A 14,493-nucleotide genomic window follows, 5' to 3' on the forward strand; every position below is an offset into this window, starting at 1 on the left:
GCCGTGCGTCGGTCTGACGTGTCTCGGTCGTTTCCTCCGCGTCGCGCCGGTGCCTTCCCCGCCGGGCACGTCGAGGACCCAGGTCATCAGTCCCCTCGCCCAGTCCGCCACCGCGATGCATATCTCCACCCGACTGCTTTTCTAGGACGCGTGGCCCCCGCCGCGCAACCCGATCATCGTGTCAGTGACCTCCCCCACGGCCGCCCGCCGAAACGTGCGGTGGAACAACAGTCCACGCGGGGGGATTCCCGGCCCTGATCATCCGGCCCCTGATGAGTACGTGCGTATGGGCTCTGTGTATCAGGTGTCAGTCTCGCAGATGAGGGATGGCCTCGCTGTGATCTTGGGACCCGCCGCGTCCGATCGGACCGCCACCGTGACCGCCGCCGCCCGCGATCGCCATCTCCACCGCGGTCCGGCCGGGGCTCGGCGCGGGGTTCGGCCTACCCTGAGGAGGTCACCCCGCAACCGGAGTCCGAGAAGCCGGAGTAGCCGCACGTCATGAGTGCCATGAGCGAAACGCCCTATCCCTACGACGCGCCCGTGTCACAGGCGCTCTTCGACCGTGCCTCCGTCGTCACCCCGGGCGGCGTCAACTCCCCGGTGCGCGCCTTCCGCGCCGTCGGCGGTACGCCCCGGTTCATGGTGTCGGGCAAGGGGGCCTACCTCACCGACGCCGACGGGCGCGAGTACGTCGACCTGGTGTGCTCCTGGGGGCCCATGATCCTCGGGCACGCGCACCCCGAGGTCATCGCCGCCGTCCAGGAGGCCGTGGCCCGCGGTACGTCCTTCGGCACGCCCGGCGAGGGCGAGGTCGCGCTCGCCGAGGAGATCGTCGCCCGGGTGGCGCCCGTGGAGCAGGTGCGGCTGGTCAGCAGCGGCACCGAGGCGACCATGTCCGCCATCCGGCTCGCCCGCGGGTTCACCCGGCGGTCCAAGGTGATCAAGTTCGCCGGGTGCTACCACGGGCACGTCGACTCGCTGCTCGCCGCGGCCGGCAGCGGGGTCGCCACCTTCGCGCTGCCGGACACGCCCGGTGTCACCGGCGCCCAGGCCGGCGACACGATCGTGCTGCCGTACAACGACCTGGAGGCCGTGCAGGAGGCCTTCCACCGGCACCCCGGGGAGATCGCCTGTGTGATCACCGAGGCGTCGCCGGGCAACATGGGCGTCGTGCCGCCGGACCCCGGCTTCAACCAGGCCCTCAAGGACTCCTGCCGGCGCAACGGCGCCCTGTTCATCTCCGACGAGGTGATGACCGGCTTCCGCACCAGCCGCGCCGGGTGGTACGGCGTCGAGGGCGTCGCGCCCGACCTGATGACCTTCGGCAAGGTCATGGGCGGTGGCTTCCCGGCCGCCGCGTTCGGCGGGCGCGCCGATGTGATGGCCCACCTCGCCCCCGCCGGGCCGGTGTACCAGGCCGGCACCCTCTCCGGTAACCCCGTCGCCACCGCCGCCGGTCTCGCCCAGCTGCGGCTGCTCGACGACGCCGCCTACGACAAGGTCGACGCCGTCGCCGAGCAGATCCGGACGCTCGTCGGAGACGCGCTGTCGAAGGAGGGCGTCGCGCACCGGGTGCAGAGCGCCTCCAACATGTTCTCCGTGTTCTTCACGGACCGGCAGGTGCGCGACTACGAGGACGCCAAGCGGCAGCAGTCGTACCGTTTCACCGCGTTCTTCCACTCGATGCTGGCGAACGGCGTCTACCTGCCGCCGTCGTCCTTCGAGTCCTGGTTCGTGTCCACGGCCCACGACGAGCGGGCCCTTCAGAAGATCGCCGACGCCCTTCCGGCGGCGGCCCGGGCGGCTGCGGAGGCCACGGCAGAATGAGCGACAGCAGCAAGGACGTCACGGTCGTCCACCTCATGCGGCACGGCGAGGTCGCGAACCCGGACGGGGTCCTGTACGGGCGGCTGCCCGGCTACCACCTGTCCGAGCTGGGCCGGCAGATGGCCGAGCGGGTCGCCGAGCACCTCGCCCCGCGGGACGTCACCTATGTCTGCGCCTCCCCGCTGGAGCGGGCGCAGGAGACCGCCACGCCGATCGCCAAGGCGCACGGGCTGGATCTCGACACCGACGAGCGGCTGATCGAGGCCGAGAACGCCTTCCAGGGCAAGACGTTCGGCGTCGGCGACGGCGCGCTGCGCAATCCGGACAACTGGAAGCACCTCGTCAACCCGTTCCGGCCGTCCTGGGGCGAGCCGTACGTGGACCAGGTGGTGCGGATGATGGGCGCGCTGAACACGGCCAAGGACCGGGCGCGCGGGCACGAGGCGGTGCTGGTCAGCCATCAGCTGCCGATCTGGATCGTGCGCTCGTACGTGGAGCGACGGCGGCTGTGGCACGACCCGCGCAAGCGGCAGTGCACGCTCGCCTCCCTGACGACTTTCACATATCTGGGTGACAAGATCGTGTCCGTGGGCTACAGCGAGCCCGCCATCGACCTGGTCCCGGTGCACCTGCGGGCCGGCGCCAAGCCCCAGAAGGGGAAGGGCGCCGCCCAGGGGAAGGCGTTCGGCGCCTGACCGGGTTCACTCGTCACTGACGGTCCGTTTGGTGTCGCTTAGCGCACTTTTGCGGTTTCCGTTACGAAAAACATAAGAATCTGCGGAACCTCCCCGATCGTCCTGCCCTCTGACTGGGTGACCAGCAGGCAGCGACGAATCGGGGATTTCCATGCCCACCTTCTCCCGGACCTTCTCCCGGCGGGGAATGCTCGGCCTCGGCGCGGGCGCGGCGGCCGCCGCCTCGCTCGCCGGCTGCGGGAGCCTCACGTCCTCGGACGGCGGCGGCCACCGGAACGGTTCCGGCCAGGGCGAGCCCGGGCGGGGCGACGGGGACGGGAAGGGGAACACCGCGCATCCGGCGCGGCCCATCGGTGACGGCTCCACCTCCTTCACCGGCAGGCAGCCGCACCAGCCGGCCAAGCCCGAGCCGCTGGAGCCGGGACAGACCCCGCCCCAGTTCGTGATCTTCTCCTGGGACGGCGCCGGCGAGGTCGGCAACGGGCTCTTCCCGCGCTTCCTGGACCTGGCCAAGGAGCACGGCGCGTCCATGACCTTCTTCCTCTCGGGGCTGTACCTGCTGCCCGAGTCGAAGAAGCGGCTGTACGAGCCGCCGAACAACCCGCGTGGCGCCTCCGACATCGGCTACCTCACCGACGAGCACATCAAGGCCACGCTGACGAACGTGCGCCGGGCCTGGCTGGAGGGTCACGAGATCGGCACCCACTTCAACGGGCACTTCTGTGCCGGTACGGGCACGGTCGGCAACTGGACCCCGCAGCAGTGGGAGAGCGAGATCCGGCAGGCCAAGGCGTTCGTGAAGGAGTGGCGGACCAACAGCGGCTGGACCGACCTGCCCGCGCTGCCGTTCGACTACGACAAGGAGCTGGTCGGCGGCCGTACGCCCTGCCTGCTCGGGCAGAACAACCTGCTGCCCACCGCCCGGAAGCTGGGCTGGCGCTACGACGCCTCCTCGCCGGGCGGCCGTCAGGTGTGGCCGGAGAAGAAGCTGGGGATCTGGGACCTGCCGTTGCAGCAGATACCCTTCCCCGGACACTCCTTCGAGGTGCTGTCCATGGACTACAACATGCTCGCCAACCAGTCCGTGAACTCCACCAAGGCGCCCGCCTACAACTACCCCGGCTGGCGCAAGCAGTCCGCGCAGGCGTACATCCAGGGATTCCAGCGGGCGTACGAGACGAACCGGGCGCCGTTCTTCGTCGGCAACCACTTCGAGCAGTGGAACGGCGGCATCTACATGGACTCCGTCGAGGAGGCCTTCAAGCACATCGCGCGCGAGAAGGAGAAGGGCGCCGACGTGCGGCTGGTCTCCTTCCGGCAGTTCGTGGACTGGATGGACGTGCAGAAGCCCGAGGTGCTGGCCAGGCTGCGCACGCTCGGGGTCGGGCAGCGGCCGGCGGGCGGCTGGAAGGAGTTCCTGCGGGCCGGCGGGTCCGCCTCCTCCGACGCCGCCTGACATCGCCACCGGCCGGGCGGTATGCCGGGAAAGTCCCGTGTAAATACGCCCTGAAATGCGGTTTTCCGCCCGGCAGGGGGGTGCGCGAGATCCCCGGAACAGGCATGCGAAACTTTTCACATGAGTACCCGTAGCCGCGCCGTCCTGCTCAGCGCCGTGGCCGCCGTCGCGGCCCTGTCCCTGTCCGCGTGCGGTAAGGGCGGCACCTCCGGAGGCGGGGGCGACACCCACTTCGTCACCGGCAACAACGGCATCGACACGGTCCCCGCCGGCAAGCGCGCCACGGCCCCGGACCTGTCGGGCAGGACCATCGACGGCAAGACCCTGAACGTCGCCGACTACAAGGGCAAGGTCGTCGTCGTCAACGTCTGGGGCTCGTGGTGCGGGCCGTGCCGCGAGGAGGCGAAGTACTTCGCCAAGGTCTCCAAGGAGTACCAGGACAAGGGCGTCCAGTTCGTCGGCATCAACACCCGGGACACCAGCACCACCCCGGCCGTGAACTTCGAGAAGGAGCACGGCGTCGAGTACCCGAGCCTGTACGACCCCACGGGCAAGCTGATGCTCCGCTTCAAGAAGGGCACCCTCAACCCGCAGATCATCCCCTCCACGCTCGTCATCGACCGGCACGGCAAGGTCGCCGCGCGAGCCCTGGAGGCGCTCGACGACACGGGCCTGCTGAAGATGCTCAAGCCGGTCCTCGCGGAGAAGTGACGTGAGCGCGCTGCTGACGCTGGCCGCGGAGACGGGCCAGAACGAGACGGTCCTGCACGGGGCCCTGCTGGTCGCCCTGCCGGTCGCGCTGCTCGCCGGGCTCGTCTCCTTCTTCTCGCCCTGTGTGCTGCCGCTGGTCCCCGGCTACCTCTCCTACGTGACCGGCGTCGCGGGCACCGACCTGGCCGAGGCCAGACGGGGGCGGATGGTGGCGGGCGCCTCCCTGTTCGTCCTCGGCTTCAGCGCCGTGTTCGTCTCCGGCGGTGCGCTCTTCGGCTACTTCGGCGCCAACCTGATCGACTACCAGGGCACCCTGTCCAAGGTGCTCGGCGTGCTCATGATCGCCATGGGCGTCTTCTTCATGGGGCTCCTGCCCTGGTTCACCATGCGCGAGTTCCGCTTCCACAAGCGGCCGACGGGCGGCCTGCTCGGGGCGCCCCTGCTCGGCGCCCTCTTCGGCGTCGGCTGGACGCCCTGCATGGGCCCGACGCTCTCCTCGGTGAACTTCCTCTCCTTCCAGGAGTCGAGCGCGGCGCGCGGCTCGCTGCTGATGGTCGTCTACTGCCTCGGCCTCGGCGTGCCGTTCGTGCTCACCGCGATCGGCTTCCGCAAGGCCCTCGGCGCCTTCGCCTGGGTCAAGCGCCACTATGTGTGGGTGACGCGCATCGGCGGCTCGATGATGATCGTGACCGGTGTGCTGCTGCTGACCGGCGCCTGGAACAGCCTGGTGCAGCAGATGCAGACCTGGTCCGGCGGCTTCAATGTGGGGATCTGACCGATGAGCAAGACCGACACCGACACCAGCCGGGACCGGGAGGAGCTGGGAGCGGCCGGCTCCCAGCTGTCCACCGCGCCGCAGGAGGAGCAGACGATCCTGCCCGGCCTCGGTGTCCTCGGCTGGGCGCGCTGGTTCTGGCGGCAGCTGACCTCCATGCGGGTCGCGCTGCTGCTGCTCCTGCTGCTCTCGCTCGGCGCGATCCCCGGCTCGCTGATCCCGCAGACCGGCGCCGACGCGAACAAGGTCGACGACTTCCGCGCCGCCCACAGGACGCTCGCGCCGGTCTACGACAAGCTCGGCCTGTTCCACGTGTACAGCTCGGTGTGGTTCTCCGCGATCTACATCCTGCTGTTCGTCTCCCTCATCGGCTGCATCGTCCCGCGCACCTGGCAGTTCGCCGGCCAGCTGCGCGGCCGCCCGCCGGGCGCGCCCAGGCGGCTGAACCGGCTGCCCGCCCACACCACCTGGCGCACCACCGAGGACCCGGAGCGGGTCCGCGAGGCCGCGCTCGCGCTGCTGCGCAAGCGCCGCTTCCGCGCCCACGTCGTCGGTGACGCCGTGGCCGCCGAGAAGGGCTACGTGCGCGAGCTGGGCAACCTGATCTTCCACATCGCCCTGATCGTGCTGCTGGTCGCCTTCGCCTCGGGCCAGCTGTACAAGTCCGACGGCACCAAGCTGATGGTGGAGGGCGACGGCTTCTCCAACGCGCTGCCGATGTACGACGACTTCAAGTCCGGCAGCCTCTTCCAGCCCGACGACCTGGTCCCGTTCAGCTTCACCCTGAAGGACTTCAAGGGGACCTACGAGCTGAGCGGCCCGAACCGGGGCACCGCGCGCACCTTCCAGGCGAAGATCGCCTACAACAAGGGCGCCTACGGCAGGCAGACCACGACCACCGTCAAGGTCAACGAGCCGCTGAAGATCGACGACTCCAAGGTCTACCTGGTCAGTCATGGCTACGCGCCCGTGATCACCGTCCGGGACGGCAAGGGCAAGGTGGTCTACCGCGACGCCGTGCCGCTGCTGCCGCTCGACGGCAACGTCACCTCCCAGGGTGTCGTGAAGGTCATGGACGGCTACCGCGACGCCGACGGCAAGAAGGAGCAGCTCGGCATCAAGGCCTTCTTCCTGCCGACCTACGGCGGGGCCGGCATGGAGATCGCCTCGGCCTTCCCCGCGCTGCTGAACCCGGTGCTGAACCTGGAGCCGTACCACGGCGACCTGGGCGTCGACTCGGGCCTGCCGCAGAGCGTGTACCAGCTCGACAAGTCCCACATGAAGGACTACAAGGACGCCAAGGGCGCGCAGCTGAGGGACAACCTCAAGCCCGGTGAGACCATGAAGCTGCCCAACGGCGCCGGCTCGATCACCTTCGAGAAGGACGTCAAGGAGTGGGCCGGCTTCGAGATCGTCCAGGAGCCGGGCGGCGGCTGGGCGCTCGCCGGTGCCCTCGCCGCGATCTTCGGACTGGCCGCGTCCCTGTTCATCCAGCGCCGCCGGGTCTGGGTGCGCGCGGTGCGCGGTGCCGACGGCGTCACGGTGGTCGAGATGGCCGGGCTCGGCCGCAGCGAGTCCGCGAAGGTGCCCGAGGAGCTGGGCGACCTCGCCGGAATCCTCTACGACCAGGCGCCGGGGGCACCCGGCCCCGACGACTCCACAGCAACCCCCGACCCCCAAGCCGTACCTGCCGAAGGGGCTGAGAAGTGACTCTCGCCGCCGCAACCGATCTCGCCGCCGCGACCAACGAACACCTCGCGAGCATCAGCAACACGCTGATCTACTCGTCGATGGCGGTCTACACCCTGGCCTTCTTCGCCTACATCGCCGAGTGGCTGTTCGGCAGCCGCAGCAAGGTCGCCCGTACGGCCGCCGCGCTCACCGCCGGCAGCGAGCGGACGGCGGGCGGGCCCGCCGTCACCGTGAAACGGGCCGGCGGCACCGCCGTGCTGGAGCGTCCGAAGGTCGTCGTCCGCTCGGCGTCCGGCGCGCGGGACGTGCCGGACGGTCCCGGCGCGCACGGCGGCGACGAGCAGGGCGACCTCTACGGCCGGATCGCCATCTCCCTCACCGTGCTCGCGTTCCTGGTGGAGCTGGGCGGCGTCGTCGCCCGCGCGGCCTCCGTGGAGCGGGCGCCGTGGGGCAACATGTACGAGTTCAACATCACCTTCTCCACGGTCGCCGTCGGCGTGTACCTGACGCTGCTGGCCCTGAAGAAGAACGTGCGCTGGCTCGGCCTGTTCCTCGTCACGACGGTCCTGCTGGACCTGGGCCTCGCGGTCACCGTGCTGTACACGGCCAGCGACCAGCTGGTGCCGGCCCTGCACTCGTACTGGCTGTACATCCACGTCTCCACCGCCATCTTCTGCGGTGCCGTGTTCTACGTCGGCGCGGTCGCCACGATCCTGTACCTGTTCAAGGACTCGTACGAGAACAAGCTCCAGCTCGGCGGCAAGCCCGGGAAGTTCGCCTCCTCGGTGCTGGAGCGGCTGCCCGCCTCCGCGTCCCTGGACAAGTTCGCCTACCGGGTCAACGCGGCCGTCTTCCCGCTGTGGACGTTCACGATCATCGCGGGCGCGATCTGGGCGGGCGACGCCTGGGGCCGGTACTGGAACTGGGACCCGAAGGAGACCTGGTCCTTCATCACCTGGATCGCCTACGCCTGTTACCTGCACGCCCGGGCCACGGCCGGCTGGAAGGGCCGCAAGGCCGCCTACCTGGCGCTGATCGCCTTCGGCTGCTGGCTGTTCAACTACTACGGCGTCAACATCTTCGTCAGCGGCAAGCACTCCTACGCGGGCGTGTGACCGCCGGGCAACGGCGCGACCGGCCACGGCGGACCCGCACCCGCGGGACGGCGGCCGTGACCACGTGCGCATCCCCGGGCCCGGGGGCAGGCTGGTGTCATGAGCGGTTCCATCGCACAGGGCACCAGCCAGACGCACGGGAACACGCACATCCTGCACTTCGTGGTGCGGCTCCCGCGGCGGATGGAGGAGGTCTGGGCCGCGCTGGCCACGCCGGAGGGACTGGCGTCCTGGTTCACCGCGGCCGACGTGCTCGAACCCCGGCTCGGCGGCGCGGTCACCCTGCGCGACCTGGGGGACGGGCAGGTCACCGCGTGGGACGTGGACCGGGTCGCGGAGTACACGGTCGGGGCCGGCGGCCGGCTCCGGTTCCACCTGGAGCGGGACGGGGAGGGCGGCAGCGTGCTCCGCTTCACCCATGAGTTCCAGGGCGAGGAGGAGTCGGAACAGCGCTGGCGGGGCCGCTTCCAGAAGTTGATCGAGGCGTTGGAGCCGGGGCGGGGCTGAGCGCCTAGGAGACCGCGGACAGGCTGTCGTGGGCCACCGAGGCGATCCGGTCCCGCAGCCGCTCGACGTAGAGCCGCATGTTCTTCGCCGCGACGTCCGTGTCCGGGTACCGGCTCGCCAGCCACAGCCCGTCGGGCAGCCGGTTCACCCACACGCACACCTGGTCGCCGTACGACACCCGCATCAGCCCGTACGCCTTCAGCTCCGCCCACCGCTCGGCGCCCGGGATGGCGCGGGCGTCGACGTACGACACGATCGAGTACAGGTCCGGGGAGGACGGCCGGAAGTCAGCGCCGAGCAGGCGCAGCACCCGGGCCAGCGGCATCCGGGCCAGCGACCGGTTCGCCTGGAGTTCGGCGCGGACCGCCCGCAGGGCCTCCGGGAAGCCGTGGGTGCGGCCCACGGGCACCTCGATCGGGGCGCCGCCCACGTACCAGCCCACCGAGTCCGTCCACCGCGACTTCACCCGGGTGTGGAAGGGCACCACCGTCCGGTACACCGGCTGCCCGCCGAGTTCGTGCACGATCAGCCCGGTCGCGGCCAGCAGCCCGACCAGGCTGCCGCCGTACGGCCGGCAGTACGCCTCGAACGCCGCCGCCGCGTCCGCGTCCGCCAGCGGCTCGCACAGCATCCGCTGCGTGGGCAGCGGACCGCCCGGGGTCAGGCCCAGGTCCACCGGGAAGCCCGGCAGTGTGCCGTCGCAGCGCCGGATGAACTCCCGCCAGCGGTCCACGAACGCGTGCCGGCCGTCGATGCCGTCCGCGTCCGCGCGCTCGATCTCGCAGAAGTCGACGTAACTCGCGGCGGGCGCGGCGGAGTCCGGTCGCACGCCGGCCAGGCCCGCCGCGTACAGCTCGTGGATCTCGGCGACGAGCCGGTGCAGGGAGTAGGCGTCGACGTTGCTGTGGTCGAAGGCCAGGTAGACGCTCGCGCCGTCGTCCCGGACGACGGCCGTGTAGATCAGGTTGGGCCAGCGCAGCGCGTCCGCGACCGTGTCGAAGCGGTCCTGGAGGTGGCGGACGAGGTCGCCGGCGTCGGGGAAGTCGCCCACCTCCGTCCGGCGCAGGGAGACGTCGGCCGCGTCGAGCGTGAACCGGCGCAGTTCGTCACCGGCCCAGCGGAAGCCGCTGCGCAGCGTCTCGTGCCGTACGGTCCAGGTGCGCAGCGCCCGCTCCAGCACGTCGAGGTCGACCGGTCCCGGCAGGTCGAAGGCGGTGCCGAGCCAGGTCGGCACGAACAGACCGTCCTCCCGTACGCACTTGGCGGTCCTGATGTGCGACTCCTGGATGTAGGCGGGCGGCCGGGAGTCGTCCGGGAGCGCCGTCGCCGCCGCGACGGTCGCAGGGCTCAACGTCCACTCGACGAGCCGTCCCGGCCGGACCTCGCAGCGCTGGATGTCAGTGATTCGCACGCGTCTCCCATCGCAGAAGGGGCCCCTGGATGCGGGCCCCCTGGAAGCCAATGCCGTGGGACGCGGGCGGGACATGCCCGGCCGGTTCATTTCAACGGAACGGGTGGCGGGCCGAACGCGGAAGTGAATAACCGTCGGTGACCGGTCAGGGGTTCACTCGACGGTGATCGAGTCCAGTTTCTCGCGGAGGTACGCGTGCGAGTCGACGGGCGGGTACGCCACCCGGCCCACCGGCGGAGGGAGGGACTCCACCAGCGTGCCCGGGGTGCACTCGCCGAAGTAGACGAGCGAGATCAGCTCCTCGGCGGGCGCGTCCACGGGCGGCGGCAGCACCCGGTGCCGCCCGGACCGCCACCGGTCCCCGGTCCAACGGGCCAGCAGATCCCCGATGTTGACCGTGAGCGCGGCCGGGTCGTAGGGGGCGTCCTGCCAGCCGTCCGTGTCGGTGTACACCTGGAGCCCGCCCTTGCCGGCCTGCCGGTCGAGGACGGTGACGGTCCCGAAGTCGGTGTGCGGCCCGATCCGGAACTGCCTCGGGCCCGGCGTGCCGACGACCTCCGTGCCCGGGTACCAGTTGATGTTGAAGCCGTACGTCGGGTGGTCCATGTGCCGGGTGAAGAAGTCGGCGCCGAGCCCGAGCGCGCACGCCAGCAGGGCCAGCAGCTCCTTCTCCAGCGCCACCATCCGGCCGAGGTACTCCTCGCACAGCCCGCGCAGCGCGGGCACCTCCGCCGGCCACACGTTGGGCGCGTACCACTCGGCGTTGACGACGGGGTCCGCGAACGGCTCGGCGGTCGCGAAGGTCAGCGACTCCTTCAGGTCCGGCGGGGTCTCGGTGCCCTCCGCGTACCCGTTGGCCTCGGTGCCCGGCCCGAGCCAGCCGCGCCCGCCGACCCTCGCCGCGTAGCGCTGCTTGACCCCGGCGGGCAGCAGGAAGAACTCCCGGGCGGCCGACCGGATCCCGGCCCGCAGCGCGGGGTCCACGCCGTGCCCGGTGACCAGCAGGAAGCCGGCGGACCGCAGGGCCTGGTCGACGGTGCGGGCGAGCACGGCCCGCCGCATCGCGTCCCCCTCGGTCCAGATCCGCAGATCGATGGTGGGAATCACACCGGCCATGTTTCCACTCCCCGGCGCCGCGCGGACCCTGCTCGCGGGGGTGGCCGTGAGGACAAAGCGGTACGTCGGCGATACTTGGGCACATGGCTTACGACGATCTTCGCTCCCTGCTCCGGGCGCTGGAGCGCGAGGGCGACCTCAAGCGCATCAAGGCCGAGGTCGACCCGTACCTGGAAGTCGGGGAGATCGTCGACCGGGTGCAGAAGTCCGGCGGCCCGGCGCTGCTCTTCGAGAACGTGCGCGGCTCGGACATGCCCCTCGCGATGAACGTGTACGGCACCGACCGCCGCCTGCTGAAGGCGCTGGGCCTGAAGTCGTACGGCGAGATCTCCGAGAAGATCGGCGGCCTGCTGCGGCCCGAACTGCCGCACGGCTTCGTCGGCGTCCGCGAGGCCTTCGGCAAGCTCGGGGCGATGGCCCACGTCCCGCCGAAGAAGGTCAAGCCCGACAACGCGCCGGTGCAGGAGGTCGTCCTCCAGGGCGACGACGTCGACCTCGAACGGCTCCCGGCGCTGTTCACCTGGCCGAAGGACGGCGGCTCCTTCTTCAACCTGGGCCTGACCCACACCAAGGACCCCGAGACCGGCATCCGGAACCTGGGCCTGTACCGCCTCCAGCGCCACGACAGGCGCACCATCGGCATGCACTGGCAGATCCACAAGGACAGCCGCAACCACTACCAGGTGGCCGCGCGCCGGGGCGAGCGGCTCCCGGTGGCCATCGCCTTCGGCTGCCCGCCCGCCGTGACGTACGCCTCCACCGCCCCGCTCCCCGGCGACATCGACGAATACCTCTTCGCCGGGTTCCTCGCGGGCAAGCGGATCGAGATGGTCGACTGCAAGACGGTCCCGCTCCAGGTCCCGGCCAACGCCGAGGTGGTCCTGGAGGGCTGGCTGGAGCCCGGCGAGATGCTGCCCGAGGGTCCCTTCGGCGACCACACCGGCTTCTACACCCCGCAGGAACCCTTCCCGGCCCTGAGGATCGACTGCGTGACGATGCGCAGGCGCCCGCTGCTCCAGTCGATCGTCGTCGGCCGCCCCCCGACGGAGGACGGCCCGCTCGGCCGCGCCACGGAACGCTTCTTCCTGCCCCTGCTGAAGATCATCGTCCCGGACATCGTGGACTACCACCTGCCCGAGGCCGGCGGCTTCCACAACTGCGCGATCGTCTCCATCGACAAGAAGTACCCGAAGCACGCGCAGAAGGTGATGCACGCGATCTGGGGGGCGCACATGATGTCCCTGACCAAGCTGATCGTGGTCGTGGACGCCGACTGCGACGTGCACGACCTGCACGAGGTCGCCTGGCGGGCCCTCGGCAACACCGACTACGCCCGTGACCTGACGGTCGTGGAGGGCCCCGTCGACCATCTGGACCACGCCTCCTACCAGCAGTTCTGGGGCGGCAAAGCCGGCATCGACGCGACGCGGAAGTGGCCCGAGGAGGGTTACACCCGCGACGGCGGCTGGCCCGACATGGTCCTCTCGGACCCGGATACGGCGGCCGTGGTGGACCGCCGCTGGAAGGAGTACGGACTGTGACCTCGGCCTCCGCCGCCATCCCCCAGCCCGGCCGCACCAAGGCGTTCCTGCGCCTGGTGATGATCGAGCACTCGGTCTTCGCGCTCCCCTTCGCCTACATCGCCTCCCTCACGGCGATGTACGAGTGGGACCGGAACATCCACTGGGGCCGTCTGCTCCTGGTCACGGTCTGCATGGTCGGCCTGCGCACCTTCGCGATGGCCGTCAACCGGATCATCGACCGCGAGATCGACGCCCGGAACCCGCGCACGGCCCACCGTGAACTGGTCACCGGCGCGATGTCGGTCCGGCACGCCTGGACGGGCGCCCTGATCGCCCTGGTGGTCTTCCTGGGCGCGGCTGCCCTGCTCAACCCCCTCTGCCTGGCGCTCGCGCCGGTGGCGGTGGTCCCGATGGTGGTCTACCCCTACGGGAAGCGGTTCACGAACTTCCCGCAGGCCATCCTGGGCCTCGCCCAGTCCATGGGCCCCATCGGCGGCTGGCTGGCGATCAGCGGCGAGTGGTCCTGGACGGCGGTGATCCTCGGCCTCGCCGTCGGCGTCTGGATCGGCGGCTTCGACCTCATCTACGCCTGTCAGGACGTCGAGACCGACCGCGAGATCGGCGTCCTGTCGGTCCCGGCCCGCTTCGGCATCCCGGCCGCGATCCGGGGCGCGCGGGTCTGCCACGCCGTCACGACGGCCCTGTTCGTCTGGTACGGCCTGGCCACCGACGCCGGAGCGTTCTTCTGGCTGGGCCTGCTGATCGTCGCCGGCGCGTTCCTCTACGAGCACTCCATCGTCCGGCCCCACGACCTGTCCCGCCTCAACAGGGCGTTCTTCTCCGTCAACGGCTTCATCGGCATCGCCCTGTTCGTGTGCGCGCTGCTCGATCTCCTCGTACGCGGTCTGACCGTGTGAGCGCCCCGGCACCACCCGGCCTGAGGGCGGTCGGGCGCGCCGGTACGCTCAAGGTGTGAACGCAGGAGAAACGCAGCGTGTGCCTTGGATCGTGGGGGTGTCCGGAGCTTCCGGGACGCCGTACGCGGCTGCCGTGCTGCGGGCGCTGCTGGAGGCCGGGGAAGCGGTCGACCTCGTGGTCAGCCGGGCCTCGCGGCTGACGCTGCTGGACGAGACCGGCATCGCGTTCCGGGACGCCCACTGGCAGGACGACCTGCGGCAGTGGCTGGCCCGTGGTGCCGACGGCAAGCCCGGCACCTTCGACGTGGACATCAGCGGGGTGCGGTACTGGACCGCGGGCGACCTCGCCGCCGGCCCGTCCTCGGGGTCCTACCCGGCCAAGGGCATGCTCATCGTGCCCGCCTCCACCGCCTCGGTGGCCGGTGTGGCGCTCGGCCTGTCCAAGGATCTGCTCCAGCGCGCGGCGAGCGTCACACTGAAGGAGCGCCGGACGCTGGTCGTCGCCGTACGGGAGACCCCCCTGAACGGGCAGACGCTGCGCCACCTCGTCGCGCTGGACGACGCCGGCGCCACGGTCGTCCCGGCCTCGCCCGCCTTCTACGCGGGCGCCACCCACATCCAGGACCTGGTGGACTTCGTCGCCGGCCGTGTGCTGGACGCGGCCGGTGTCGCACACGGCCTGTACCGGCGCTGGAAGGGCGAGCTGGGCGGCGGCGCACCCGGCACGTAAGGCAAGCAGCAGTAC

Annotated in this window: 13 protein-coding genes; 11 read left to right on the forward strand and 2 right to left on the reverse strand. The window is 70.7% G+C overall.

Annotated features, from left to right (window positions below):
* Nucleotides 1–510: 510 nt before the first annotated feature.
* From hemL to ACZ5DC_RS12780, 8 genes are all read left to right on the forward strand, one after another.
* Entirely contained in the window at nucleotides 511–1,830 is a 1,320-nt protein-coding gene (gene hemL / locus ACZ5DC_RS12745) for a glutamate-1-semialdehyde 2,1-aminomutase (RefSeq protein ID WP_468652107.1), read from the forward strand.
* Nucleotides 1,827–2,525, forward strand: a complete 699-nt coding sequence (locus tag ACZ5DC_RS12750; protein ID WP_468652109.1) for a histidine phosphatase family protein — start codon at nucleotides 1,827–1,829, stop codon at nucleotides 2,523–2,525. Before hemL ends, ACZ5DC_RS12750 begins: the two co-directional genes overlap by 4 nt.
* 151 nt (nucleotides 2,526–2,676) lie before the next feature.
* Nucleotides 2,677–3,981, forward strand: coding sequence for a polysaccharide deacetylase family protein (locus tag ACZ5DC_RS12755; RefSeq protein ID WP_468652111.1), 1,305 nt, complete (start codon nucleotides 2,677–2,679; stop codon nucleotides 3,979–3,981).
* Nucleotides 3,982–4,101: 120 nt separating this feature from the next.
* Nucleotides 4,102–4,692, forward strand: a complete 591-nt coding sequence (locus ACZ5DC_RS12760) for a TlpA family protein disulfide reductase (RefSeq protein WP_468652113.1) — start codon at nucleotides 4,102–4,104, stop codon at nucleotides 4,690–4,692.
* A gap of 1 nt (nucleotide 4,693) precedes the next feature.
* On the forward strand, nucleotides 4,694–5,467 hold the full coding sequence (locus tag ACZ5DC_RS12765) for a cytochrome c biogenesis CcdA family protein (RefSeq protein ID WP_450841337.1): 774 nt from the start codon (nucleotides 4,694–4,696) through the stop codon (nucleotides 5,465–5,467).
* A gap of 3 nt (nucleotides 5,468–5,470) precedes the next feature.
* A complete protein-coding gene (resB, locus tag ACZ5DC_RS12770; protein ID WP_468652115.1) occupies nucleotides 5,471–7,177 on the forward strand; it encodes a cytochrome c biogenesis protein ResB in 1,707 nt (568 codons plus the stop codon).
* Nucleotides 7,174–8,274, forward strand: coding sequence for a c-type cytochrome biogenesis protein CcsB (ccsB, locus tag ACZ5DC_RS12775; RefSeq protein WP_468652117.1), 1,101 nt, complete (start codon nucleotides 7,174–7,176; stop codon nucleotides 8,272–8,274). Before resB ends, ccsB begins: the two co-directional genes overlap by 4 nt.
* Before the next feature lie 99 nt (nucleotides 8,275–8,373).
* A complete protein-coding gene (locus ACZ5DC_RS12780) occupies nucleotides 8,374–8,781 on the forward strand; it encodes an SRPBCC domain-containing protein (RefSeq protein WP_468652119.1) in 408 nt (135 codons plus the stop codon).
* Between the two features lie 4 nt (nucleotides 8,782–8,785).
* On the opposite strand, the gene ACZ5DC_RS12785 is transcribed toward ACZ5DC_RS12780, so the two are convergent.
* Nucleotides 8,786–10,192: a condensation domain-containing protein gene (locus tag ACZ5DC_RS12785; RefSeq protein ID WP_468652121.1), complete on the reverse strand. Its 1,407-nt coding sequence runs from the start codon at nucleotides 10,190–10,192 to the stop codon at nucleotides 8,786–8,788.
* A 153-nt stretch (nucleotides 10,193–10,345) separates the two neighbouring features.
* The gene (locus tag ACZ5DC_RS12790) at nucleotides 10,346–11,308 is read right to left on the reverse strand and encodes an isopenicillin N synthase family dioxygenase (RefSeq protein ID WP_468652123.1); all 963 of its coding nucleotides are present in this window, start codon (nucleotides 11,306–11,308) and stop codon (nucleotides 10,346–10,348) included.
* An 83-nt stretch (nucleotides 11,309–11,391) separates the two neighbouring features.
* On the opposite strand from ACZ5DC_RS12790, the gene ACZ5DC_RS12795 reads away from it, so the two are divergent.
* The 3 genes from ACZ5DC_RS12795 to ACZ5DC_RS12805 all read left to right on the forward strand — a co-directional run bounded on the left by ACZ5DC_RS12795 (nucleotide 11,392) and on the right by ACZ5DC_RS12805 (nucleotide 14,478).
* A complete protein-coding gene (locus tag ACZ5DC_RS12795) occupies nucleotides 11,392–12,849 on the forward strand; it encodes a menaquinone biosynthesis decarboxylase (RefSeq protein WP_468652125.1) in 1,458 nt (485 codons plus the stop codon).
* Nucleotides 12,846–13,748, forward strand: coding sequence for a menaquinone biosynthesis prenyltransferase MqnP (gene mqnP, locus ACZ5DC_RS12800; RefSeq protein ID WP_468652126.1), 903 nt, complete (start codon nucleotides 12,846–12,848; stop codon nucleotides 13,746–13,748). Before ACZ5DC_RS12795 ends, mqnP begins: the two co-directional genes overlap by 4 nt.
* A 79-nt stretch (nucleotides 13,749–13,827) precedes the next feature.
* Nucleotides 13,828–14,478, forward strand: coding sequence for a UbiX family flavin prenyltransferase (locus ACZ5DC_RS12805; RefSeq protein WP_468652128.1), 651 nt, complete (start codon nucleotides 13,828–13,830; stop codon nucleotides 14,476–14,478).
* Nucleotides 14,479–14,493 lie beyond the last annotated feature (15 nt).

It is taken from the genome of Streptomyces sp. NPDC031445, from assembly GCF_055581365.1.

What these genes read in the sequence shown, in the direction of transcription:
- hemL (WP_468652107.1), top strand. Translation starts at nt 511, where the DNA reads ATGAGCGAAACGCCCTATCCCTACGACGCGCCCGTGTCACAGGCGCTC.
- ACZ5DC_RS12750 (WP_468652109.1), top strand. Translation starts at nt 1,827, where the DNA reads ATGAGCGACAGCAGCAAGGACGTCACGGTCGTCCACCTCATGCGGCAC.
- ACZ5DC_RS12755 (WP_468652111.1), top strand. Translation starts at nt 2,677, where the DNA reads ATGCCCACCTTCTCCCGGACCTTCTCCCGGCGGGGAATGCTCGGCCTC.
- ACZ5DC_RS12760 (WP_468652113.1), top strand. Translation starts at nt 4,102, where the DNA reads ATGAGTACCCGTAGCCGCGCCGTCCTGCTCAGCGCCGTGGCCGCCGTC.
- resB (WP_468652115.1), top strand. Translation starts at nt 5,471, where the DNA reads ATGAGCAAGACCGACACCGACACCAGCCGGGACCGGGAGGAGCTGGGA.
- ACZ5DC_RS12780 (WP_468652119.1), top strand. Translation starts at nt 8,374, where the DNA reads ATGAGCGGTTCCATCGCACAGGGCACCAGCCAGACGCACGGGAACACG.
- ACZ5DC_RS12790 (WP_468652123.1), bottom strand. Translation starts at nt 11,308, where the DNA reads ATGGCCGGTGTGATTCCCACCATCGATCTGCGGATCTGGACCGAGGGG.
- ACZ5DC_RS12795 (WP_468652125.1), top strand. Translation starts at nt 11,392, where the DNA reads ATGGCTTACGACGATCTTCGCTCCCTGCTCCGGGCGCTGGAGCGCGAG.